Genomic DNA, 22,218 nt, shown 5'->3' with positions numbered 1-22,218 from the left:
GTCTGAGAATCAGGAGTGTTTATGTTACGTAAATGGATTGCCGTTCTGAGTCTGGGTGCCGCGTCACTGGCATCGGCGGAAGGGTATCAGTGCAGTGTCACCCCGCAGGATGATTTGGTTATCACACCGGCCTATGTGCAGGTGATCGGGAAAAGCGGGGAAATGAAGATCACCCCTGACGGGCAGATCACCCGCGACGGCAAATCCCTGACACTCAGCGCCGCACAGAGTGCGGATGCAAAACGCTACCAGTCAGGTGTGCGTCAGGATGTGCCGTGGATAAAACAGCAGGCGGTAAACCGGATCGGTAAATCCCGTCAGGCTGTGGATAAAGTGCTGATCAAAGAGATGGGGCAGGACAGCAAACTGCGCGGCCATCTGACAACCCTGGAAGCGGATCTGAATAAACAGGTTGATCGGATCATTGAAACCCGTCCGGATGGTTATGCCTTCCATCATCAGGCGATTAAGCAGGTGGAGCAGGACGGACGGGCGCAGATCCAGCAGCGCCTCGGCGGTATGCTTCAGGATGCTATCAATGAAATCGGCCGCAAACAGCTGCTTGCCGGGCTGACCGGTGACAAAAGCGCCGCCGGTGCGGCACTGAGCGGGCTGGACGGGTTACAGAAATCCTTACAGCAGGCCGTGCGTGAACAGGAAGATGATTTTAAACAGTTCAGCAAACAGGTGTGCGGCAAAGTCACTACCCTGGAACAACAGCGTATTCAGCTGATAAATTCCCTTAAGTAATATAAGGTTACCGGTACATTCTGTGCCGGTAACTGCTTTTTTAACCGATCAGGTTCAAATAAATGGTAATTGTTATGATAATGATTCTTATTTGATTGACATGTTTCGGCTTCTGCCTAGAATGAACTGCGACGTTAAACGCATTTAATCAGGCAGGAACATGAAAAAGATCATTCCGTTAGTGTTAATTCCGTTTTTAGGCTTTGCCTCCGCTTCTGCGCTGGCTGACTCCGCGCCGAAATATACCCCGAATCATATTGCCGCCGTGGCGGATAAAAGCCCGCTGCTGACCATCGAACATCAGTCGGGCTCTGCGAAAGTGGCACAAAAGCCATCCCGCGTGGTGCTGTTTGACTTTGGTGTGTACGACACCATGAATAAGCTGGGACTGGCTGACAATGTTGTCGCGCTGCCGCTGGGCAATCTGCCGTCATATCTGAAAGGTCAGGTGGACAGCAAAGTCGCTGATGCAGGCGGAATGAAAACGCCGGACCTGGCAAAAATTGCAGAACTGAAGCCGGATCTGATTGTGATCACCGGCCGTCAGGGCAAATCATTTGATGAACTGAACAAAATCGCGCCGACAGTGAACCTCGGTACCGGCGGTGATGATTATCTGGCTGCGGCAGAGGCGAATATTACTCTGATCGGTCAGCTTTATGATATTGAGAAGAAAACCGCAGAAGAACTGGCCGCACTGAATAAAACCGTTGCTCAGGCTCAGGAAAAAGCCGCCAAATCCGGTAAGAAAGTGCTGGTGATGCTGCATAATGACGGTAAATTATTCCCGAATAAACAGCCGGTTGTCTATCAGGTGGTGAAAGCGGCTGCTGTTGATATTCCGGTTGACCCGAAAGCAGAGAAAGATAAACGCCCGCTGGTGACTCCGGAAATGGTGGCAGAGCTGAATCCGGATGTGATTCTGGTGATTGACCGCAGCGCGGCGATTGGTGCAGGGCAGTGGGATAAAGCGGCTTTTGAAACCGATGGTGTGAAAAAGACCAATGCCTTTAAAAATGACAAGATTATCGTGTTACAGCCGGATCTCTGGTATCTCTCCGGCGGCGGGCTGGACAGTCTGAACCGTCAGGTGCAGGCCGTGGAAAGCGCGCTGTAATCCGCTGATTCAGATAAATAATAAAAACCCGGACGTGAAAACGGCCGGGTCAGGCCGTTGACAAACCCGCAGGGGTTGGCGACGACCGCCAGGGGTTGTAAAAATAAACCAGGAAAATCAATTTATTGATTTTCGGCTGATAACACAAAGCAGGAAAAACCACGTTTTATCCTGCTTTGTCAGCAATCTCATCCGGACGTGAAAGCGGCCGGGTTTTTGTTTTATAAAAACCGTTCCAGCAACGTATTGAGGAATAACTTGCCGTGTTCGGTTATCTGCCAGTGGGTTGCGGTTTCAGAAATCTCACCGGCATTCAGTGCCGCTTCAATCTGCGGACGAACCACGGATTCCGGCAGTCCGGTATAATCGGTGAAATCCCGGCGCGGCATCGCTTCCAGCAGGCGGAACCGGTTCATAAAGAACTCAAACGGCCGGTCTTCCGTTGCCACCTCATTTTGCTGATCAAGATAGCGCCCTTCCATATAACCGCGCGGATGTTTGGTTTTGACTGTCCGCAGAATGCGTCCGTCAGCAAACGAAATTTTGCCGTGCGCACCACAGCCGATCCCGAGGTAATCCCCGAAACGCCAGTAGTTGAGGTTATGCTGACACTGAAATCCCGGTTTTGCATACGCGGAGGTTTCATACTGCACATAACCGGCCTGTGTCAGTAACTGATGGCCCTGTGAGAAAATATCCCACAGCAGGTCGTCATCCGGCAGCACCGGCGGGCGGGAGCCGAAACTGGTGTTCGGTTCAATCGTCAGCTGATACCAGGAAAGATGCGGCGGGGCGAGTTCAATCGCCTGGCGCAGGTCACTGAGCGCTTCGCCGAGATGCTGCTCCGGCAGCCCGTGCATCAGGTCGAGGTTAAAACTGCGCAGTCCGAGTGTCGCCGCGAGCCGGGCAGCCCGTTTGGCTTCTCCGGCATCGTGAATACGCCCGAGGCGGATCAGTTTGTCATCACCGAAGCTCTGCACTCCAATGGAAATGCGGTTGATACCGGCTTTCTGGTAGCCGCTGAAACGATCGGCTTCCACAGTGCCCGGATTGGCTTCCATGGTCACTTCCGCATCTGCTGCGACAGGAATACGGGCACGTACGCCGTCCATCAGTGTCTGCATCGCTTCCGCACTCAGCAGGCTGGGGGTGCCGCCGCCGATAAAGATAGTGCTGATTTCGCGACCGGCAACCAGCGGCAGATCGGCATCCAGATCCGCCAGCAGATGTGCCACATAATCATCATGCGGCACTTCACCTTTCAGCGCGTGAGAGTTGAAATCACAGTAAGGGCACTTCTGAACACACCACGGGATATGAATATACAGACTGAGCGGGGGAAGCTTACCCATTACGCAGGGCTTCCGACAGTAGTGCCAGCGCTTTGCCGCGGTGAGACATAGCCTGTTTCTCTTCCGGACGCAGCTGCGCGGCAGTTTTATTCAGTTCAGGCAGCCAGAAGACAGGATCATAACCGAAACCGCCTTCGCCCTGCGCCTGCTCTGCAATCACACCGGCCCAGCGGCCGTGGCAGATGATCGGTGTCGGGTCATTTTCGTGACGCATATACACCAGTACACAGTTGAAGTGCGCCTGACGCTGCGCCACAGGTACGCCGTCAAGGGCGGCCAGCAGTTTTACGATATTGGCGCCGTCGTTGCCGTCAGTTCCGGCATAGCGGGCGGAGTAGATCCCCGGCGCACCGCCGAGGTAATCGACGGAAATCCCGGAGTCATCCGCAATAGCCGGTAAACCGGTTACTTTTGCTGCGTGACGCGCTTTGATAATGGCATTTTCAACAAAGGTCAGGCCGGTTTCCTCAACGGAGCCGACTCCCAGTTCCGTCTGTGCCACCACATCCATACCGGCATCCGCCAGCAGTGAGGCCATTTCGCGGACTTTTCCGGCATTGCCGGTAGCTAAAACAATTTTGCGGGTCATATCAGCGCCTGATTACATAAATATCCACTGAACAATATCGTTATAGAGATAGCCCAGTGCATACAGAATAAAAATGACAATCATTGCAGAGAAATCAATACCGCCCATCGGCGGAATGATACGGCGGAACGGCGACATCAGCGGCTCGGTCAGCTGCATCAGTACATAATCCACCGGGTTGCGGCCCTGGCTGAACCAGCTCAGCAGCGCGCGGGCGAGGATCACCCAGAATACCGTCATACCTGCAAGATAAAGAAGATTAAAGAAAGCGACTAACAGCATCAGCCCGCCGAGTTGTCCCTGAAAACCGGCCAGAAACCACGGAAAGAGCAGTTTCAGCAGTACGGCAACATAGGCCACCAGCACAGAAGCCGTATCAATCGGGCCGATAGCCGGAATAATACGGCGCAGCGGACGGACAACCGGCTGTGTGGCTTTCACGACAAACTGGGCAAACGGATTATAAAAGTCCGCGCGCGCCCATTGCATCCAGACACGCAGCAGTAAAATCGTGGCATAGGCATGCAGGAGCGTGGTGACAACAAAATTCAGTGTTTGCATCGGTGAAATCCTTAACAGAAAACAAATTAACCGGTTTGTGATAACGCACTAAGGTACCGGAAGGTCATGATACCGAATGATCAGGATACAGAATAGTTACGCGCACCGAAAATTGCAGTGCCGATGCGTACCATGGTCGAACCGCAGGTAATTGCAGCATCCATATCGTCGGTCATGCCCATCGATAACGTATCCGCCTGCGGGTATTTCCCCTGCAGTTCACGGAAAGCCGTTTCCATCTGACGGAAAACCGCAGACTGGCGCTCAGGATCCGTTTCCGGTGCAGGTATTGCCATCAGTCCGCGCAGACAGACATTCGGCAGTACGGCAACCTGCTCCGCCAGCGCCGGTAATTCCGCAAGGGTGATACCGGATTTACTGTTCTCATCACTGATATTGATCTGGATAAGTACATTCAGCGGTGCTTTATCTGCCGGACGCTGGTCACTCAGGCGCTGGGCGATTTTCAGCCGGTCGATGGTATGACACCAGTCAAAATGCTCCGCAACCAGACGGCTTTTATTAGACTGCAGCGGGCCGATAAAGTGCCATTCCAGATTTTGATTCGCAGAGAAATACTGAATTTTTTCAACGCCTTCCTGGACGTAGTTTTCACCAAAGCGGGTTTGTCCGGCAGCTATCGCTTCTTCGAGCGCGCTCACAGGTTTGGTTTTACTGACGGCAAGTAAGGTCACTGTGTGTGGATCGCGGCCGCATTTTTGCGCCGCAGCGGTTATACGTTCTCTGATTTCTGTCAGATTGTCTTTTATTGGTTTCATGATGATCCGGGAGATAACCTAATGAATATGGATAATTTAATCGCCCTTAGTGTAAAGCATAATGCATCCGATCTGCACCTTTGTGTTGGTCAGGTGCCGGTGTTACGGGTGGATGGAGAGCTTTTTTCGCAGACACACTGTGCGGCGGTAACCGATGACGCACTGCGCGGCTGGGTAAAGACGATCCTCGACCAGGCAAATTACCACAGATTGATGACAAAAGGGCAGGCGGATCTTGCGTTGTTTATCCGCGATCAACCTTTGCGGGTGAATATTTTTATGGCGGGGGGATTGCTGAACGCCGCACTGCGGCTGATAAGCCCCGCAGTTCCTTCTCTGGAGGATATCCTGGCACCGCCGGTGTTTGCCGGGCTGCTGTCAAAAACGCAAAGCGGCCTGATTCTGGTCACCGGGGCGACCGGCAGCGGAAAATCAAGCACGCTGGCGGCGCTGCTCAGTTATATCAATCAGCATTTCCGGCGGCATGTGATTACCCTCGAGGACCCGGTGGAGTTCCGTCACCGCAGCAGGCAGTCGCTGATCCGCCAGCGGGAAATTGGCCGTGATTGTGAGGATTATCAGCAGGGGCTGACAGCCGCGCTGAGACAGGATCCGGATGTGATTATGCTGGGGGAATTGCGGGATGAGGCGGCTATCCGGCTTGCCCTGACGGCGGCGGAAACCGGGCATCTGGTGCTGAGTACGCTCCACACCAGAGGCGCGATTGCGGCGATTGAGCGGTTGACGGATGTGTTCAGCGGTGCGGAGAAAAACCGTGTGTGCAGCCAGATGGCAGGCAGTCTGGTGGCCGTGCTGAGCCAGCATCTGGTGGCTAAACAGGGGGGCGGACGCTGTGCACTGTTTGATGTGCTGATCAATACCCCGGCGGTGGCGAGCCTTATCCGTGATAATAAAGCGTATCAGATTGCCTCTCACCAGCAGTCAGGCTCACAGTCCGGGATGATGACGGAGGAGCAGTGCCTGCAATGGCGGCGCGGCAGAGGAGAGATAGCCGGGGAGGCGGGCGCGGTACCAGTATGGTAAACAGTACCGCGCGCCGGGTGCGGGATAATCAGCCGTAAAGCTGTTCGAACCAGCTTTCAAGGATAATCACGGCAGAGGCGGAATCCACTTTGTCTTTGCCGAGGGCGCGGTAGCCACCGTCTGCAAACAGATTGGCGCGGGCTTCCACTGTGCTGAGGCGTTCGTCATGGAGTTCAGCGCGGATCCCGAAACGCCCGTGCAGGCGGTTGGCGAATTTTTTCGCCTGATTAGTGACCAGCTGCGGCGTGCCGTCCATATTGAGCGGCAGGCCGACAACCACATAATCCGGCTGCCATTCACGGAACACAGCGGCGATCAGCTCCCAGTCAGGAATTCCCTCACGGGCTTTCAGTGCCGCCAGCGGGCGGGCGGTGCCGGTGATGGTCTGACCGACAGCCACACCAATGCTTTTGGTGCCGAAATCAAAGGCAATCACAGTATTGCTGCTCATTATGCGTGTCCGGCCTGTTGTGCGATGGTGTAAATATTCACGCCGATACCGGCGGCAGCTTCGCGCCAGCGGTCGGGCATCGGGGTACGGAACAGCAGGCGCTCGCTGGCATCCGCCACCAGCCAGCTGTTTTCCATGATTTCCCGCTCCAGCTGACCGGCCGTCCAGCTTGAGTAACCGAGCGTCATCAGGTAGTGCTCCGGTTGCTCTGCGGTTCCCAGCGTTTCCAGCACGTCTTTTGAGGTGGTCAGAAACAGGTCATCGGTCAGGCGGGTACTGGCAGCGTACTTTTTATCACCGGAGTGCAGAACAAAGCCGTTCTCTTCGGAAACGGGACCGCCGACCAGAACCGGTTTTTCCAGCGACTGATTTTCATCACGGATGTCCGGGGAGATTTTCAGCTTCTGCAGAATTTTACCGACAGACAGCTGTTCGATCGGTTTGTTGATCACCAGTCCCATCGCCCCGTTTTCATTGTGTTCACACAGATACACAACTGAACGCGCAAAATACGGATCATCCAGCGAGGGCATAGCAATGAGAATATGATGTTGTAAGTTCATAACCTTCTTTTCAGTCTGCCCGCAGACCGGAAAAAACAGCCTGCGGGTGTGAATGTACAGACACAGCGCCGGCTGTTACCGGCCGAGACGTTTTTCAATGGCATCCATCAGCATGCCGGTGACAGAAACATCCGGTTGTGCGGCTTCAATTTCGCGGGCACAGGTCGGGCTGGTTACGTTGATTTCAGTCAGGCGGTCGCCGATTACATCGAGGCCGACAAAAATCAGACCTTTTTCTTTGAGGACCGGTGCCACGCTGCGGGCAATGGCCCAATCGCTCTCACTCAGCGGACGCACTTCACCGTGACCACCGGCAGCGAGGTTACCGCGCGTTTCGCCTTTGGCCGGAATGCGCGCCAGGCAGTAAGGAACCGGCTCGCCGTCCACCACCAGGATACGTTTGTCACCGTCTTTGATGGCAGGCAGGAAGTTTTGCGCCATGCAGAAAGTATGACCGTGATTTGTCAGGGTTTCGATAATCACACCGACGTTAGGGTCATCCTGTTTCAGACGGAAAATAGACGCACCACCCATGCCGTCGAGCGGTTTGAAAATCACATCACCGTGTTTTTTGTGGAACTCACGCAGACGCTGTGCACTGCGGGTGACCAGGGTGTCCGGGGTCAGATCGGCAAACCAGGCGGTGAACAGTTTTTCGTTACAGTCGCGCAGGCTCTGCGGTTTGTTGACGATCAGGGAACCGGCACTTTCCGCACGCTCCAGGATATAGGTGGCGTAAATGAATTCAGTATCAAACGGCGGATCTTTGCGCATCAGAATGACATTCAGTGTACCCAGCGCGATATCCTGCTCACTGCCGAACTGATACCAGCCTGCCGGGTCTTCTTTCACCGTCAGAGTGCGGGTACGGGCACGGGCAACGCCCTGATGCAGATAAAGGTCATTCATCTCCATATAATGGATTTCATAACCACGGCGCTGTGCTTCGAGCAGCATCGCGAAACTGGTGTCTTTTTTGATTTTGATGGAATCGATAGGATCCATCACAATACCGAGCTTGATCATTTTTTCTCCTTAACCCAGATCGCCGAAACGCACCTGCAATGCGGTGATTGCAGTGAGCGCGGTGGTTTCTGTGCGTAATACACGCGGCCCTAATAATATGTCGGTAAACTGATGACCGGCGGTCATCGCGATTTCCTCTGCCGACAGCCCGCCTTCCGGGCCAATCAGCAATCGCACTTTAGCGGTTTCTGCGGGCAGTGTATTGATACTTTGTGATGCACGCGGATGTAAATTTATCTTCAGGGCATCATCATTTTCCGCACACCATGCTTCCAGACTCTGCACCGGGCGGATCTCCGGAATCACGTTGCGGCCGCACTGCTCGCAGGCGGCGATGGCAATTTTCTGCCACTGCTGCTGTTTTTTGTCCAGCCGTTCACCGTCCAGTTTAACACCACAGCGTTCAGAGATCAGGGGGGTAATAATCTGAACACCCAGTTCAACGGATTTCTGAATGGTGAATTCCATTTTTTCGCCGCGTGACATCACTTGTCCGAGATGGATGAACAGCGGGGATTCGCGGTTGTCGTCCTGCTCATCTGTTACACGGACGGACACACTTTTTTTGCTGATATCCGTAATTTCGGCATTAAAAATCCGGTTGGTGCCGTTAAACAGGATCAGGGAATAGCCGGTTTTCATCCGGAGCACACGGGCAACATGGTTGGTGCCGTCATCTGTCAGTTCTGTCACCATGCCGGGGGTTAAAGTGGCGGGGTGATAAATGCGCGGGATCCGCATGAAAATATCCTTTACGTTCTGCCGGCACGCTGCCGGTTGATACACATTGCCCCATGATAATAGAGGGGGGATCCTCACTGCAAGCATCAGCCGGGATCATTACATGCCGGGGTAACTGTCAATATTGCGTGATGGATCGAAAAAAATGTAATTCGGCTGTAATCAGGGAAAAAAACGTGTCTTTCCCGGGACGGTCAGGCAGGCTGCGGATATCGCAACAGAGAAAGGCGCGGGGGAAACATGGACTGGCTGATTATGATTATCTGGGGAGTATTTTTGCCGCCGCCGCTGAAAGCCGGGACGGAATATATTCTGCGCCATTACTATCAGTATCCGCAGCGGTTACCGGGCGGGTGGCTGTATCTGCACTGCCTGTTATCCGGCGTGCTGATAGTGTTCTGGTCAGACGGGCAGGGTGTGTATGTCCTGTTTCTGACACTGCTGTTTTTGTGCTTGGTGATGCTGTTTCATATTGATAACTCGGTATTTTATCTGCCGGATAAACTGGTGTTTCCGGTGCTGTGGGCCGGATTGCTGTTTCAGAATGAGGTCCGGCTGGTGACGATCTCTTCCGCGTTGTACGGGGTGATCGGCGGTTTTTTTCTGCTCTGGAGTGTGGCGGAAGGCTATGCCTGGTGCCGGAAAAAAAGCGGCCTGGGCGGCGGGGATATCAAACTGTTTTCTGCCTCCGGTGCCTGGGTGGGGGCGGAACAGCTCGCGCTGTTGCTGATGCTGGCCTGTGTGTCCGCGCTGGTGGTGTCCGGGCTGCAATATTTACGTCACCGCTGTCATCATCACCCGCGATGCGGCCCGCGCATTATTGCCTTCGGGCCGCATTTAATTGCGGGGATGATTATGGTGATGGGAATGATATCAGGCAGTCGTTTTCAGTAACGGGATCAGCCTTTCCCAGTGTGATTCCGCACCGAGTACAGCCTGGTTCGGGATGTGCTGAAATGCGCCGTCCTCTTCCAGCAGCAGGGTCGGGAAGCCGCCGGTCGGGTTATGCACAAATAACTGACGGCTCTCATGAATATGCTGCTCAGTATTATCAGACTGAATATCACTGATACCAAGTTTATCCGCCAGTCTGCGCAAAGTATCGCGGTTAAGCGGCAGCCCGTCCTGATAATAGGCTTTCTGGCAGGCTTCCAGCATGTCAATGCCTTTACCGGACTGCGCCTGTGCACTGAGAATAGCGGCAATCGGCGGCACGGAATCCATCACCCACTCCTGATTTTTCAGCAGGGTGTAAAAGGCATCGGTAAACGGTTGTCCGGTCAGCTGAGTGATGCGCTGATTGTGGTTGCGGATCATCTCCCGCATGCTGTCATCTGCCGGGCGGCGCTGTGAACCGGTGATCATTCCGCCGCCGTGCAGGGCGATCGTCACGCCCTGCTTATGTGCTGCCTGAATAAACGGCGCGATACCATAACACCAGCCGCAGAGCGGATCATAAATATAGTGCAGCGTTTTTACTGACATTCTGTTTTCCTTAAATCAGATTACTGCGGCCAGCGCATTTCGCCTTTGAGCACTTTGGCACTCAGTTCGAGGCTTGACTCATCCGCCAGGGCCGGGTAAGCGGCTTTCAGTGTGCTGATCATCTGCTGTGAGTCCTTACTCTCTTTCAGAGCGGTTTCCGCACGGGTCAGATAATCTGCGGTAAAGGTAATGGCAGCCGGTGAAAAATGGCTGTTACCGACATAATGGCCGGGCACCACGGTGGCCGGATGTTTGTCCTGCATACTTTTCAGCGACTGCTGCCAGTACTGACGGGATTCCGGGGTTTGCGTATCCGCCAGCCAGACATGGATATTCTCTGAAACCAGCACGCCGCCCATCACTGCGGACAGTGACGGCACCCATACATAACTGCGCTCCGGCGCCGGGCTGTTCAGTCCCTCAATCAGAATACTTTCCCCTTCCAGCATAATGCGGTTGCCTTCTAACGGTTCCGGCACAATGATACTCTGCGGGGCATTCTCTTTCAGAACCGGTCCCCAGTAAGCCAGTTTGCCGTCTTTGCTCTCTTTAATCAGTGCGACGGTCTGCGGAGTGGCGACAATCTTAGCCTGCGGGAAGGCTTTTTTCAGTTCATCCAGACCGAAATAGAAATCCGGATCAGAATGGCTGATATAAATGGTGGTCAGCGTTTTGCCGGTCGCACGAATTTTATCCGCCAGTACCTGAGCATCATCTTTCTGAAACTGGGCATCAATCAGAACCACCTCATTTTTGCCGCTGATGATTTCCGAGGAAACCGGGAAGATACTTTTTTCGCCGGGGTTATACACTTCCAGCGACAGCGGTGCGGCGGCAGTAACAAAAGAAGCCCCCATCAGGGCGCTGAATACCAGTGAGGTACGGATTGCAGAAGTCATGGTGTTATCCTTTTTGCAGGTGAATCGTTAAGATGACGCTATAATAAGTTGCATAATCCGCCGGAAAAACCCCATAATCCGGTCTTCATTGTTGCATAAACCGGACAAATAAAATGGACAGGATCACTGCCGCTCAGGTTTTTATTGCCATTACCGAACAGCGCAGCATGAGCAAAGCTGCGGATATGCTGGGAATGTCCCGCGCGATGGTCACGCGCTATCTGGCCGAAATGGAAAACTGGGCCGGTGTGCGGTTGCTGAACCGGACAACCCGCAGTCTGACGCTGACCTCCGCCGGTGAAGCGGTGCTGACGCAAAGCCGGGAATTGCTGTCACTGGCAACGGCGATTGCCCGTCCGGTGGTGACGGAAGATGAGGCGGTCAGCGGCCTGGTGCGTGTCACCTGTGCCCAGTCACTGGCGATGGTGGCACTGTCAAAGGCGCTTGTGCAGTTCCGGGCCCGCTATCCGGCTGTTGCTGTCGATGTGCAGGTCACAAACAAGGCGATCAGCCTGGTGGAGGAGCGCATTGATCTGGGGATCCGCATCACCAACAATCTCGAACCAAACCTGATCGCGAAGCCGCTTTCCCGTTGTGATTCTGTGGTCTGTGCATCACCGGCCTATCTGGAAAAACACGGGTACCCGCCGTCACCCGAAGCACTCAGTGAACTGACCTGTCTGACCTATAATTTTTACGGCCGCAGTCTGTGGCTGTTTGAACGGGATGAACAGGTGATTTCTGTCCCGGTAAGCGGGGCGCTCAGTGCCAATGAATCCACTTTTCTGCTGGAAGCAACGCTGAACGGGGAAGGTATTGCATTGCAGCCTTACTGTTCGGTGTATGAACATCTGAAAACCGGGCGACTGGTACGTCTGTTTCCTGAATACCGGCTGCCTGCGCTCGGCATTTATGGCATTTATACCAGCCGCGAGCATATGGCGCGGCCGCTGCGCCTGCTGCTGGATTTTCTGGCGGAGTGGTTTGCGCATTCGCCGGACTGGCTGCCGTATCTGCTGGATGAAAAAACTAACCGGTAACCCGCTTTAACTGCCGCAGAACGGCCTGCATATGCTGGCGGAGATGGGTGATAAAAATATCTGTCAGTACAGAATGCGGCCTGTGCAGCGGGCGGATCAGGCTCACGGTGAACGGAATATCCTCACTGAACGGGCGGACACAAATTCCGCTGCAATCCATGGCAGTCAGCGGGTTAACGACAGACACCCCCAGCCCCTCCCTGACCATGGCACATACCGAGGCCGCACTGTGTGTTTCCATGATCATCCGGCGCGGGATCTGCTTTTCACTGAACAATGTATCGATTTTCTGCCGGTAACTGTCCGCAACGGACAGACTGATAAAATTCTGCTGCGCAAAATCAGCAGGGGTCAGTACTGATTTGCTGCACAGCGGATGCGACTCCGGCAGCACACAGACTTCACTGAGCGTGAGCAGGGTTTCCTGCAGGGTGCCGGGTGGTGTCAGCTGATGTTCGGTGATCCCGAGGTCATAACGCTGGGCGGAGAGCCACTCTTCAAGAAGCGGTGATTCCTGCGGGGCGATTTCAAAATTCACATCCGGATACTGCGCATGAAATGTGCGGCAGACCGCGGGCAGTAATGACTGAGCAAAGGCGGGCAGACAGGTGATTGCCAGCTGGGCATGCTGAAACTGGCGGATGCTCTCCGCTGCCCGGCTGATGCGCTCAAGCCCGTAATACGATCGCTCCACTTCCTCAAATAACCGCAGCCCCTGTTCTGTCGGGTGCAGGCGGCCTTTGATGCGGTCGAAAACACGGAACCCGAGGATTTTTTCGAAACGGGCAAGCTCCCGGCTGACCGTCGGCTGTGAGGTATGCAGCAGTTGCGCGGCATCCGTCAGACTTTTTGTTGTCATAACCGCGTGGAAAATATCAATGTGACGCCAGGAGTAGTGTTCCATTATTCATCAAGTCCATATCAGTAATGAATAGATCTTAGCAAATCAGATATTTTAAATCGCGCAGAATTTTTGTCACGATGGAAAAAAAATGAGATCACGATCAAAAAGAGCACAACATCATGACCATCGCAACCAAAACACTCCGCGCCCCGTTTACCCCGGATGCCCTGCGCAGCCTGGCTCAGCAGTACGGTACCCCGCTGTGGCTGTATGACAGTGAGGTGATTGTCAGCCGTATTGCACGGCTGAACCACTTTGATGTGATCCGTTTTGCGCAGAAAGCCAATTCCAATATTCATATTCTGCGCCTGATGCATGAGCATGGTGTAAAAGTGGATTCTGTATCTGCCGGGGAAATTGAACGGGCACTGAAAGCCGGTTACCGTCCGGATGAGATAGTTTTTACCGCCGATATGATCACAGAAGAAACGCTGGATCGTGTGCTGGAACTCGGCATTGCGGTGAATACCGGCTCGGTGGATATGCTGCGCCAGATTGGTGCCCGTCGTCCGGGACATCCGGTGTGGCTGCGCATTAATCCGGGGTTTGGTCACGGCCACAGCCAGAAAACCAATACCGGTGGCGAGAACAGCAAACACGGGATCTGGTTTGCGGATCTCGGTGAAGCACTGGCGGAGATCAGCCATTATCAGCTGACATTAACCGGCATCCATATGCATATCGGTTCCGGTGTGGATTATGAGCACCTGGCTACGGTCTGTGATGCCATGGCCGAACTGGTGATCACTAATAATCTGGATATCAGCGCGATTTCTGCCGGCGGCGGATTATCGACCCCTTACCGTGAAGGGGATGAAATTATTGATATCGATAATTATTTTTCACTCTGGGATGCCGCCCGGGCACGTATTGCCCGCCATCTCGGCCGTGAGATCACCCTGGAAATTGAACCGGGTCGTTATCTGGTGGCGGAATCCGGTATTCTGCTGGCACAGGTGCGGGCGGTCAAAGGTATGGGGAGCCGTCACTATGTGCTGGTGGACAGTGGTTTTAATGACCTGATGCGTCCGGCCATGTACGGCAGTTATCACCATATTTCTGTGTTACCGGCAGCGGGAGAGCTGCAAAACAGCACAGTGCGGGAAACGATTGTGGCCGGGCCGTTATGTGAATCCGGGGATGTGTTTACCCAGCTGGAAGGCGGAATGGTGGTGCCGCGTGCATTACCGGAAGCCGGTGTGAATGATTTTCTGGTCTTTCACGATACCGGGGCATACGGTGCGTCGATGTCATCGAATTACAACAGCCGTCCGTTATTACCGGAAATCTTATTTACTGACGGAAAGGCAAAACTGATCCGCCGTCGTCAGACCATTGATGAACTGATGGCGCTGGAAATTACGGAATAATATATTATCCGTTATCGTTTTTATCTGATATTTAAAATCCCCGGAAATAACATCCCGGGGATTTTATTTTTATACTCCCCAGGAGTATATTATTGTTATTTTTTATCACATAAAGATAACAATATAATGATGATTATTAACGCAATAACTGCATCCGGAGGCGGTATCCCGGCAGAGTGTGACAGACGTTATAAAACAGATGGCCTGTCATAGAGTCCCCGCACTGTTACCTCTATTATCTCTTCAGTTACTTTATTATTTATCACCGGTACAGTTTTTATATAACAGTGCCGGTCAGCTTTTTCCGGGGACGTGTGTATTATGAATTTAATGCAGCCATTTGTATCAGAGAAATTAACACTTAAAAATAAATTAGTTTATCCGCCGGTCAGAATAAAACGTGCCACTGACGGCTACGCGGATTACTTTCATCTGGCGCATTATATGTCTTTTGCTGTCGGCCAGGTCGGGCTGATTATTATGGAAGAGTGCGCGGTTACCGCTGACGGCCGCCTGGGCAGTGGTGCCCTGGGTTTATATGAGGACGGGCATGTTGCGATGCTGGCGCAGATTGTGGCAATGCTGCAAAATGAAGGCAGTAAAGTGGCAATTCAGCTTAATCATGCAGGCAGCAAGTCACGGCTGGAATCCGGCAATATTATTCAGGATATTAATGCATTAACAACAGAAGATATTACGGCATTATTTGACTGTTATACGCGCGCGGCGGCACGGGCAGATAAAGCTGGTTTTGATGCCCTGGAAATTATGGCATCCCATGAGTTTTTAATTTCTCAGTTTATTGACCGGCGGACAAATCAGCGCAGCGATAAATATGCCGATCCGGTTATTTTCCTGACTGAATTACTGACCGCAATCCGAAAATCCTGGCCGGAAGATAAAGCGATTATTTTACGTATCGGCACCCGTTACTGCGAAGAAGACAGTATTTCATTTACACAAAAAATTCTGCGTAATATTAATCCGCTTATCGATATTGTACATATATCTAATGGCGGCAGTCAGATGCACGGAACAAACAAAGGTGTTGCTTATCAGCTGGAAGATACCAAAGGGGTAAAAAAAGGCTGTGAAAAACCGGTTATTGTTGTCGGGGGTATTCGTGATCACCAACTGGCCGATGATATATTAGAACATCAGTATGCGGATTTAATTGCTGTCGGCCGCGGGTTATTACGCAATCCTAACTGGTATCTGGAATATTTACTGAAATATGATCGTAAATTAATTCCCCGTCCGTATATCCGGGCATTTCGCTGATAACAGTAAATACAATGACAGGAAGATAACATGGCAATATCAGCCTTAAAACGTATTTTCAGTGCCGGTGTATTACTGCTGTTTTTCAATTGTGCCGGGGCAAAAGAAATCACCGATCTCGCCGGGAACCGGGTCACTATTCCGGATAAGGTACAGCGGATTGCGGTTGTGCCTATTCCGTGGATGTCGATGATTTATGTGGTGGATGGTTCAGATGCAAAAATTGCGGGGATGCATCCGTCAGCAAAAGAGGCTTACCGCAACAGTATTTTAAAAACACTGGCTCCCGGTATTGAGAAGGTAAACAGCACCTTTGTGAATAAAGATTTCACGATTAACGGCGAAGAGCTGGTCAGGTTAAATCCGGATCTGGTGATTATCTGGGATTACCAGAAAGAAGAAAAAGAGAAACTGGATAAACTCGGCATCCCGGCAGTGGCAATCAGATACGGTGATTTGGATGATGTGAAAAACGGGATCAGGCTGCTGGGCGATATTCTGGGCAAAGAAAAGCGGGCCGCAGATTTACTGGCTTTTTTTGATCATCAGATTGAGTCAGTGAACACGGTGACAAGAGACTCAACCCCGGTGACCATTCGCGAGATGCCGTACGGAAAGCCGGGCATTTTGTATGTCAGAGATAAAAACCTGACGGTGGCCGGAAAGACCTCGGTAAACAGCCTGATGATCAACCGGGCCGGGGGTATTAACCTGACAGATGATATGCCGGTTAAACCAAACTGGATCACGGTGTCGGCAGAGCAGGTGATTAACCTGGATCCGGAAATTATTATTCTGAGCCAGTTTGATTCATTCGTGCCGGAAGATGTGTACCGGAATACGGTCGGCTGGCAGGGGACAGAAACGATTTCAGCCGTGAAGAATAAACGTGTCTATAAAGCGCCTATCGGTATTTACCGCTGGGATGCACCGGGGATAGAAACGCCGCTGATGATGAAATGGATTGAAGCGCGGGTTAAGCGTAAACCGGCAGATGATGCGGCAATACAGCAGGATATCCGTCAGTTCTTTAAGCAGTTCTTTGATACCGATCTGACAGACGCACAAATGCGGGAGATCCTCAGCCTGGATGCCAATATGACCGGCAACAGCAGCACAGGACGGTAATACAGAGCACAGTAATGGCGGAGCAGAGAACTGCTCCGCCGTGTTATTTATGCGCCGGGATTTTCACCTTTGCGGTAACGGTGAGAATTAGCGTGTGATTTTAAGCCGATAATCTCCGGTGCAAACTCATCCACATTAATCGAGCGCAGACGGCTGGCTTCCGCTTTACGCAGAATATCAGCCTCTTCCGGTGTGACTTTTCCGTCTTCCAGGGCAATATCTGCCAGTTTATCCAGCCGGGTGAAATCAATGTGTTTTTCAGCCATGCGGCTCAGGCGATCCACCAGCGGCTCAGCGGCGAGAATATCACTGAGGGCGGCATTGAGCAGCCCGTGCGGGTTGTTGGGCTCAGGTGTCAGATATTGCCCGCGTCCGATTCTGTCGCGGGTCTCTGACGGTTCCTGCAGCAGACGGGCGAGTTTGCTGTCCAGTTTGTCTGACGGCGGACGGTGATGGCGGCCCGTCGGGAAGACAGTCAGGCGCAGCAGGGCGGCGACTCTGCGGTCAGGGAAGTTGGTCAGCAGTTCATCCATGGCTTTTTCGGCTTCATACAGGCAATCCTGTACTGCCCAGTGCACCAGCGGTAAATCTGCCTGCGGACGGCCATCTTCATCAAAGCGTTTTAAGGTGGCGGATGCCAGGTAAAGCTGGCTGAGTATATCGCCGAGTCTGGCGGAAATCCGCTCACGGCGTTTTAAACTGCCGCCGAGTGTCGCCATGGCGATATCAGATAACAGTGCCAGGTTGGCGCTCAGCCGGTTGAGATGCTGATAATAGCGGCGGGTGGCATCCCGGAACGGTGACGGGCTGAAATGCCCGCGAGATAATCCGAGCCAGAAACTGCGGGTGGCGGCGGTTAACATATGGCCGACATGAGAAAACAGTGCGTTATCGAAGTCATTCAGCTGATTATCCGCCGCTGCGGCCATTTCAGTCAGTACATACGGGTGACAGCGGATAGCGCCCTGACCGAAGATAATCATACTGCGGGTCAGAATATTGGCACCTTCGACAGTAATCGCGATAGGCGCCCCCTGATAGTTGCGGGCCAGGAAGTTGGACGGCCCGAGGCAGATACCTTTACCCCCCGCAATATCCATGGCATCAATAATGGCGCGCTGTCCCCGGTGGGTACAGTGGTATTTCACAATCGCGGACAGAACCGCCGGTTTTTCTCCCAGCATAATACCGGTGGTGATCAGCGTGGCGGCGGCATCCATCAGATAGGCATTTCCGGCAATCCGCGCCAGCGGCTCCTCAATCCCTTCCATTTTGCCGATCGGCATCCGGAACTGACGACGGATGTAGGAATAAGCGCCAATTGCCATGGCCGCACTTTTCAGCCCGCCGGTGGCATTGGACGGCAGAGTGATACCACGCCCGACCGACAGACACTCCACCAGCATGCGCCAGCCCTGTCCGGCCATTGCCGGGCCGCCGATAATATAATCCAGCGGCACAAAGACATCTTTACCGCGTGTCGGGCCGTTCTGGAACGGGACGTTGAGCGGGAAATGACGGGTGCCGGTTTCAACCCCCGGGGTATTTACCGGGATGAGTGCGCAGGTGATCCCGAGCGAGGTTTTTTCACCGAGCAGTTTATCCGGATCATACAGTTTAAAGGCGAGACCCAGCACGGTGGCGACCGGTGCCAGGGTGATATAGCGTTTATTCCAGTTCAGGCGCATGCCGAGAACCTGTTCACCCTGCCATTCGCCGGTGCAGATAATCCCGGTATCCGGAATGGCACCGGCATCTGAACCGGCTTCCGGGCTGGTCAGGGCAAAGCAGGGGATCTCTTCCCCGGAGGCCAGTCCCGGCAGCCAGCGCTTTTTCTGTTCATCAGTACCATAGTGCTGTAACAGCTCGCCCGGCCCCAGCGAATTGGGCACGCCGACAGTAATGGCCAGAATACCGGAAACCCCGGCGAGTTTTTGCAGGACCCGCGCCTGGGCATAGGCGGAGAACGCCAGGCCGCCGTATTCTTTGCGGATGATCATGGCGAAGAATTTATGCTCGCGCAGGAATTGCCATAATTCAGGCGGCAGATCCGCCAGTTCGTGGGTAATTTCAAAATCATTGGCCATCCGGCAGGCTTCTTCTGCCGGGCCGTCGAGGAAAGCCTGTTCTTCTGCTGTCAGTTGCGGGGCAGGATAGCTGTGCAGTTTCTGCCAGTCCGGCTGCCCGCGGAATAAATCACCTTCCCACCAGGTGGTACCCGCATCGATTGCTTCTTTTTCTGTCTGTGACATCGGCGGCATTACTTTGCGGAACAGCTGCATCAGACGGCTGCTGAACAATGCCTGACGGACGGGGGTGATAACAAACGGCAGGGTAACCAGCACCAGTAAAACGGTGACAGTAAACGGCCATAAACGGAAGATATTCATGACGATACTGAACAGTACCAGTGTCATTACACTGTACTTCAGGCTGACCCGGTGAAATGAGAGCAACCCGGTGACGGCGATAAACAGAATAATGCTGATTAGTAACATGATGAACCTCCGTAGGCGGATATTCGTGTCAGCACAATATGATGTCATCAGAGGTCTGACCTGTTGTGTTCAGATTTAGCGCAACGGCGGAATAACTTCAATGATTTCACATTTTATTTACAACTCAGCTCACAAAATTAGCAAAATAAAATCCGGCCATTGACAAACCCGCAGGGGTTGGCGACGACCGACAGAGGTTGTAAAAATAAACCAGGAAAAACCACGTTTTATCCTTCTTTGTCAGCAATCTCAATGTGTCTTATTTGCAGATACCACGGATTGTGACTTCTTTCACCCCGGCAGATCCGTTACACTCAGGACAGACAAATCCGATTCATTTTCAGGAGCCTATCTCTATGTACCAGGAACTTATCCGCGGTGAACTGACCGAAGCAGCGGCAACCCTCGATAACTTTTTGAAAGATGAGAATAATATCGATGCTATCCGCCGGGCTGCTGTCATGCTGGCTGATTCTTTTAAAGCGGGCGGCAAAGTGATGTCATGCGGCAACGGCGGTTCACACTGCGATGCGATGCATTTTGCGGAAGAACTGACCGGGCGCTACCGTGAAAACCGTCCGGGCTATCCGGCGATTGCCATTTCAGATGTCAGCCACTTATCCTGCGTCAGCAATGATTTTGGCTATGAATATGTTTTCTCCCGTTTTGTGGAATCTGTCGGCCGTGAAGGGGATGTGTTACTCGGTATCTCCACATCCGGTAATTCAGGCAACATTATTAAAGCCATTGAAGCAGCCCGCGCCAAAGGCATGAAAGTGATCACGCTGACCGGCAAAGACGGCGGTAAGATGGCAGGCAGCGCGGATATTGAAATCCGTGTTCCGCACTTTGGTTATGCGGATCGCATTCAGGAAATCCATATTAAGGTTATTCATATTCTGATCATGCTGATCGAAAAAGAAATGGCCAAATAACCGGATATAAGCCGGATCCTGAAAAAGCACTCTGCCGCCGGTTGAGTGCTTTTTTATGGCGTAATGCCTGTCTTATTCACCATAAGCATAAATCACCTTACATATAACTAAATCATCTAAAAGAATGATATTTTCGCGATTGTGAAACTATCAGATTGCGGGTAACAATAGTCCTCAGTCATCACAAAAACGGGTAAGGGAGAAAGGCGATGTGTGAATTGCTGGGGATGAGTGCGAATGTCCCGACTGATATTCATTTCAGTCTCAGTGGCCTGATCCCGCGCGGCGGCAAAACCGGGCCGCATAAAGACGGGTGGGGAATTACGTTTTATGAAGGAATGGGCTGCCGGACATTCAAAGACGCCCGTGCCTGCTGCAACTCCCCCGTTGCCCGTTTTGTCCGTGACTATCCTGTCAAATCCGAAGCGGTGATCGCCCATATCCGCCAGGCAAACAGAGGGGTGGTATCACTGGAAAATACCCACCCTTTTACCCGCGAACTGTGGGGGCGGAACTGGACATATGCCCATAACGGGCAGCTCAGCGGCTATGAGCATCTGCCGACCGGTTTTTTTACCCCGGTCGGCCAGACTGACAGCGAGCATGCATTCTGCTGGCTGCTGAATCAGCTGAAAGAAAAATACCCACAGCCGCCGCAGGATCTGCAGACAGTATTCCGTGAAATTAAACGGCTGGCGGATGTGCTGCGGCAGTTTGGTGTCTTTAATATGCTGCTGTCAGACGGCAGCTATGTGCTGGCGTACTGTTCAACGAATCTGCACTGGATCACCCGCCGCGCACCTTTTGGTAAGGCGCGGTTGGTGGACAGTGATGTGGAGATTGATTTCTCACAGCATACCCGGCCGGATGATGTGGTGTCTGTGATTGCCACGCAACCGCTGACCGGCAATGAACAGTGGCAGAAAATCGGGCCCGGCGAAGCCGTTCTCTTTTATTACGGCGAACGGGATGAGTCCGTGTTCTGAGTCAGCAAACCGGTATCCGCTGCCGGTGCCGGTAAAGCTGAATGTGCAGCGGTTACATAACGGCCGTTAACAACCGCAACGACTGCCGGTATCTGATTTTCAGCGAAATACTGATAAGCAGGCTGCAACTGCTGCCAGAACGCCAGATGTGCGGAGTTCCGGTGGCGGTTCAGGTTCTCAGGCGTCATCCGGAAAGGGTAAATCGCGATATTCAGATCTGTCTGTCCGCTCAGCAGGGCGCTTTCCACATAGCGGTAAATCTCATCAATATAAGCATCTGTCATGGCGTAGCAGCCGACGGATTTGCAGTCACCGTGAACCATCAGATAATCCCCGGTATAGCCGTGCGCACGGTCGAATTCATTGGGAAAACCAAGGTTGATAGCTCGGTAAAACCGACTGTTCGGGTTAAGCTGTGACAGACTGATGCGGTAAAATCCTTCCGGGCTTTTTAAATCACCGGTCAGTTGCTTTGGTCCGAGGCCGCCGGAAAACTGACAAACCGGGTAGCGTTTTACCAGTTTAAAACGTCCGTTATTTTCCCGCTTATAAAGCTCCAGCTCTTTTTCTTCTTTAAATATCTGTATGAATACCTGGCTGTTCCGGACATCACTCACCGGCGCTGTGAGCCATAATGACGCGGATTTTTCCGTGTTTGCTGATGATTGTCCCGCAAAAAACAGCAGGCCGATCATCATAAAAATGATATGTCGCATTCT

The 22,218-nt window shown here is 52.7% G+C and carries 23 protein-coding genes; 10 read left to right on the top strand and 13 right to left on the bottom strand.

All coding sequences use genetic code 11. The features are described 5' to 3' along the window. The first annotated feature begins 21 nt into the window (after nt 1-21). On the top strand, nt 22-750 hold the full coding sequence (locus JL661_RS13815; protein WP_004237819.1) for a DUF2884 family protein: 729 nt from the start codon (nt 22-24) through the stop codon (nt 748-750). 160 nt (nt 751-910) lie between these two features. Beyond that, nucleotides 911-1,867 carry a siderophore ABC transporter substrate-binding protein gene (locus JL661_RS13810; RefSeq protein WP_004237820.1) on the top strand — a complete coding sequence of 319 codons (957 nt, stop codon included), beginning with the start codon at nt 911-913 and terminating at the stop codon, nt 1,865-1,867. Between the two features lie 221 nt (nt 1,868-2,088). On the opposite strand, the gene hemW is transcribed toward JL661_RS13810, so the two are convergent. The 4 genes from hemW to JL661_RS13790 all read right to left on the bottom strand — a co-directional run bounded on the left by hemW (nt 2,089) and on the right by JL661_RS13790 (nt 5,148). After that, nucleotides 2,089-3,219, bottom strand: coding sequence for a radical SAM family heme chaperone HemW (gene hemW, locus JL661_RS13805; RefSeq protein WP_062773122.1), 1,131 nt, complete (start codon nt 3,217-3,219; stop codon nt 2,089-2,091). After that, nucleotides 3,212-3,808, bottom strand: a complete 597-nt coding sequence (gene rdgB, locus JL661_RS13800; protein ID WP_004237822.1) for an RdgB/HAM1 family non-canonical purine NTP pyrophosphatase — start codon at nt 3,806-3,808, stop codon at nt 3,212-3,214. The genes hemW and rdgB overlap by 8 nt, the downstream gene beginning before the upstream one ends. A gap of 12 nt (nt 3,809-3,820) precedes the next feature. Further along, complete coding sequence (locus JL661_RS13795; RefSeq protein ID WP_004237823.1) at nt 3,821-4,369, bottom strand: YggT family protein; 549 nt, start codon at nt 4,367-4,369, stop codon at nt 3,821-3,823. 80 nt (nt 4,370-4,449) lie between these two features. Continuing rightward, nucleotides 4,450-5,148 carry a YggS family pyridoxal phosphate-dependent enzyme gene (locus JL661_RS13790; protein WP_004237824.1) on the bottom strand — a complete coding sequence of 233 codons (699 nt, stop codon included), beginning with the start codon at nt 5,146-5,148 and terminating at the stop codon, nt 4,450-4,452. A 21-nt stretch (nt 5,149-5,169) separates the two neighbouring features. On the opposite strand from JL661_RS13790, the gene JL661_RS13785 reads away from it, so the two are divergent. Beyond that, nucleotides 5,170-6,192 carry a type IV pilus twitching motility protein PilT gene (locus JL661_RS13785; protein ID WP_049246230.1) on the top strand — a complete coding sequence of 341 codons (1,023 nt, stop codon included), beginning with the start codon at nt 5,170-5,172 and terminating at the stop codon, nt 6,190-6,192. 28 nt (nt 6,193-6,220) lie between these two features. Here JL661_RS13785 and ruvX read toward each other — a convergent pair whose 3' ends face one another. From ruvX to rsmE, 4 genes are all read right to left on the bottom strand, one after another. Next, the gene (ruvX, locus tag JL661_RS13780) at nt 6,221-6,643 is read right to left on the bottom strand and encodes a Holliday junction resolvase RuvX (protein ID WP_004237826.1); all 423 of its coding nucleotides are present in this window, start codon (nt 6,641-6,643) and stop codon (nt 6,221-6,223) included. After that, on the bottom strand, nt 6,643-7,206 hold the full coding sequence (locus JL661_RS13775) for a YqgE/AlgH family protein (RefSeq protein ID WP_032097911.1): 564 nt from the start codon (nt 7,204-7,206) through the stop codon (nt 6,643-6,645). The genes ruvX and JL661_RS13775 overlap by 1 nt, the downstream gene beginning before the upstream one ends. 75 nt (nt 7,207-7,281) lie before the next feature. Next, a complete protein-coding gene (gshB, locus tag JL661_RS13770; RefSeq protein ID WP_036418815.1) occupies nt 7,282-8,232 on the bottom strand; it encodes a glutathione synthase in 951 nt (316 codons plus the stop codon). Nucleotides 8,233-8,241: 9 nt separating this feature from the next. Further along, a complete protein-coding gene (gene rsmE / locus JL661_RS13765; RefSeq protein WP_036418813.1) occupies nt 8,242-8,973 on the bottom strand; it encodes a 16S rRNA (uracil(1498)-N(3))-methyltransferase in 732 nt (243 codons plus the stop codon). Nucleotides 8,974-9,213: 240 nt separating this feature from the next. Between rsmE and JL661_RS13760 the strand changes: the two genes are divergently transcribed. Next, nucleotides 9,214-9,867 carry a prepilin peptidase gene (locus JL661_RS13760; protein ID WP_004237831.1) on the top strand — a complete coding sequence of 218 codons (654 nt, stop codon included), beginning with the start codon at nt 9,214-9,216 and terminating at the stop codon, nt 9,865-9,867. Here the strand turns inward: JL661_RS13760 and JL661_RS13755 are convergent. Continuing rightward, a complete protein-coding gene (locus tag JL661_RS13755; protein ID WP_004237832.1) occupies nt 9,847-10,458 on the bottom strand; it encodes a DsbA family protein in 612 nt (203 codons plus the stop codon). The genes JL661_RS13760 and JL661_RS13755 overlap by 21 nt on opposite strands. Nucleotides 10,459-10,478: 20 nt before the next feature. After that, nucleotides 10,479-11,357: an MBL fold metallo-hydrolase gene (locus tag JL661_RS13750; RefSeq protein ID WP_004237833.1), complete on the bottom strand. Its 879-nt coding sequence runs from the start codon at nt 11,355-11,357 to the stop codon at nt 10,479-10,481. A gap of 113 nt (nt 11,358-11,470) precedes the next feature. On the opposite strand from JL661_RS13750, the gene JL661_RS13745 reads away from it, so the two are divergent. Beyond that, entirely contained in the window at nt 11,471-12,397 is a 927-nt protein-coding gene (locus JL661_RS13745) for a LysR family transcriptional regulator (protein WP_004237835.1), read from the top strand. Here JL661_RS13745 and JL661_RS13740 read toward each other — a convergent pair. Further along, nucleotides 12,387-13,301, bottom strand: coding sequence for a LysR family transcriptional regulator (locus JL661_RS13740; RefSeq protein ID WP_004237837.1), 915 nt, complete (start codon nt 13,299-13,301; stop codon nt 12,387-12,389). The two genes, JL661_RS13745 and JL661_RS13740, sit on opposite strands and share 11 nt — an antisense overlap. A 119-nt stretch (nt 13,302-13,420) precedes the next feature. Between JL661_RS13740 and lysA the strand changes: the two genes are divergently transcribed. The 3 genes from lysA to JL661_RS13725 all read left to right on the top strand — a co-directional run bounded on the left by lysA (nt 13,421) and on the right by JL661_RS13725 (nt 17,080). After that, complete coding sequence (lysA, locus tag JL661_RS13735; protein WP_062773125.1) at nt 13,421-14,671, top strand: diaminopimelate decarboxylase; 1,251 nt, start codon at nt 13,421-13,423, stop codon at nt 14,669-14,671. Nucleotides 14,672-14,992: 321 nt separating this feature from the next. After that, nucleotides 14,993-15,952: an oxidoreductase gene (locus tag JL661_RS13730; RefSeq protein WP_024472653.1), complete on the top strand. Its 960-nt coding sequence runs from the start codon at nt 14,993-14,995 to the stop codon at nt 15,950-15,952. A gap of 30 nt (nt 15,953-15,982) precedes the next feature. Further along, nucleotides 15,983-17,080 (top strand): ABC transporter substrate-binding protein, encoded by a 1,098-nt coding sequence (locus JL661_RS13725; protein ID WP_024472652.1) that lies wholly within the window; start codon nt 15,983-15,985, stop codon nt 17,078-17,080. Between the two features lie 47 nt (nt 17,081-17,127). Here the strand turns inward: JL661_RS13725 and fadE are convergent, their stop codons facing one another. Continuing rightward, on the bottom strand, nt 17,128-19,578 hold the full coding sequence (gene fadE, locus JL661_RS13720) for an acyl-CoA dehydrogenase FadE (protein ID WP_062773128.1): 2,451 nt from the start codon (nt 19,576-19,578) through the stop codon (nt 17,128-17,130). 356 nt (nt 19,579-19,934) lie between these two features. Between fadE and lpcA the strand changes: the two genes are divergently transcribed. Then, nucleotides 19,935-20,513, top strand: a complete 579-nt coding sequence (gene lpcA, locus JL661_RS13715; protein WP_004238763.1) for a D-sedoheptulose 7-phosphate isomerase — start codon at nt 19,935-19,937, stop codon at nt 20,511-20,513. Nucleotides 20,514-20,722: 209 nt separating this feature from the next. After that, nucleotides 20,723-21,499, top strand: coding sequence for a class II glutamine amidotransferase (locus tag JL661_RS13710; RefSeq protein WP_062773131.1), 777 nt, complete (start codon nt 20,723-20,725; stop codon nt 21,497-21,499). Here JL661_RS13710 and JL661_RS13705 read toward each other — a convergent pair. Next, nucleotides 21,469-22,215 carry a L,D-transpeptidase family protein gene (locus JL661_RS13705; protein WP_004238762.1) on the bottom strand — a complete coding sequence of 249 codons (747 nt, stop codon included), beginning with the start codon at nt 22,213-22,215 and terminating at the stop codon, nt 21,469-21,471. The genes JL661_RS13710 and JL661_RS13705 overlap by 31 nt on opposite strands. Nucleotides 22,216-22,218 lie beyond the last annotated feature (3 nt).

It is taken from the genome of Morganella morganii, from assembly GCF_019243775.1.
Classification (GTDB): domain Bacteria; phylum Pseudomonadota; class Gammaproteobacteria; order Enterobacterales; family Enterobacteriaceae; genus Morganella; species Morganella morganii.
Note: the sequence above shows the minus strand (reverse complement) of the source record. Positions and strands in the feature narration are given on the sequence as shown.

Bases quoted from the DNA above. Each gene is read 5' to 3' on its own strand.
- JL661_RS13815 (WP_004237819.1), top strand. From the start codon at position 22: ATGTTACGTAAATGGATTGCCGTTCTGAGTCTGGGTGCCGCGTCACTG.
- JL661_RS13810 (WP_004237820.1), top strand. From the start codon at position 911: ATGAAAAAGATCATTCCGTTAGTGTTAATTCCGTTTTTAGGCTTTGCC.
- hemW (WP_062773122.1), bottom strand. From the start codon at position 3,219: ATGGGTAAGCTTCCCCCGCTCAGTCTGTATATTCATATCCCGTGGTGT.
- rdgB (WP_004237822.1), bottom strand. From the start codon at position 3,808: ATGACCCGCAAAATTGTTTTAGCTACCGGCAATGCCGGAAAAGTCCGC.
- JL661_RS13795 (WP_004237823.1), bottom strand. From the start codon at position 4,369: ATGCAAACACTGAATTTTGTTGTCACCACGCTCCTGCATGCCTATGCC.
- JL661_RS13790 (WP_004237824.1), bottom strand. From the start codon at position 5,148: ATGAAACCAATAAAAGACAATCTGACAGAAATCAGAGAACGTATAACC.
- JL661_RS13785 (WP_049246230.1), top strand. From the start codon at position 5,170: ATGAATATGGATAATTTAATCGCCCTTAGTGTAAAGCATAATGCATCC.
- ruvX (WP_004237826.1), bottom strand. From the start codon at position 6,643: ATGAGCAGCAATACTGTGATTGCCTTTGATTTCGGCACCAAAAGCATT.
- JL661_RS13775 (WP_032097911.1), bottom strand. From the start codon at position 7,206: ATGAACTTACAACATCATATTCTCATTGCTATGCCCTCGCTGGATGAT.
- gshB (WP_036418815.1), bottom strand. From the start codon at position 8,232: ATGATCAAGCTCGGTATTGTGATGGATCCTATCGATTCCATCAAAATC.
- rsmE (WP_036418813.1), bottom strand. From the start codon at position 8,973: ATGCGGATCCCGCGCATTTATCACCCCGCCACTTTAACCCCCGGCATG.
- JL661_RS13760 (WP_004237831.1), top strand. From the start codon at position 9,214: ATGGACTGGCTGATTATGATTATCTGGGGAGTATTTTTGCCGCCGCCG.
- JL661_RS13755 (WP_004237832.1), bottom strand. From the start codon at position 10,458: ATGTCAGTAAAAACGCTGCACTATATTTATGATCCGCTCTGCGGCTGG.
- JL661_RS13750 (WP_004237833.1), bottom strand. From the start codon at position 11,357: ATGACTTCTGCAATCCGTACCTCACTGGTATTCAGCGCCCTGATGGGG.
- JL661_RS13745 (WP_004237835.1), top strand. From the start codon at position 11,471: ATGGACAGGATCACTGCCGCTCAGGTTTTTATTGCCATTACCGAACAG.
- JL661_RS13740 (WP_004237837.1), bottom strand. From the start codon at position 13,301: ATGGAACACTACTCCTGGCGTCACATTGATATTTTCCACGCGGTTATG.
- lysA (WP_062773125.1), top strand. From the start codon at position 13,421: ATGACCATCGCAACCAAAACACTCCGCGCCCCGTTTACCCCGGATGCC.
- JL661_RS13730 (WP_024472653.1), top strand. From the start codon at position 14,993: ATGAATTTAATGCAGCCATTTGTATCAGAGAAATTAACACTTAAAAAT.
- JL661_RS13725 (WP_024472652.1), top strand. From the start codon at position 15,983: ATGGCAATATCAGCCTTAAAACGTATTTTCAGTGCCGGTGTATTACTG.
- fadE (WP_062773128.1), bottom strand. From the start codon at position 19,578: ATGTTACTAATCAGCATTATTCTGTTTATCGCCGTCACCGGGTTGCTC.
- lpcA (WP_004238763.1), top strand. From the start codon at position 19,935: ATGTACCAGGAACTTATCCGCGGTGAACTGACCGAAGCAGCGGCAACC.
- JL661_RS13710 (WP_062773131.1), top strand. From the start codon at position 20,723: ATGTGTGAATTGCTGGGGATGAGTGCGAATGTCCCGACTGATATTCAT.
- JL661_RS13705 (WP_004238762.1), bottom strand. From the start codon at position 22,215: ATGCGACATATCATTTTTATGATGATCGGCCTGCTGTTTTTTGCGGGA.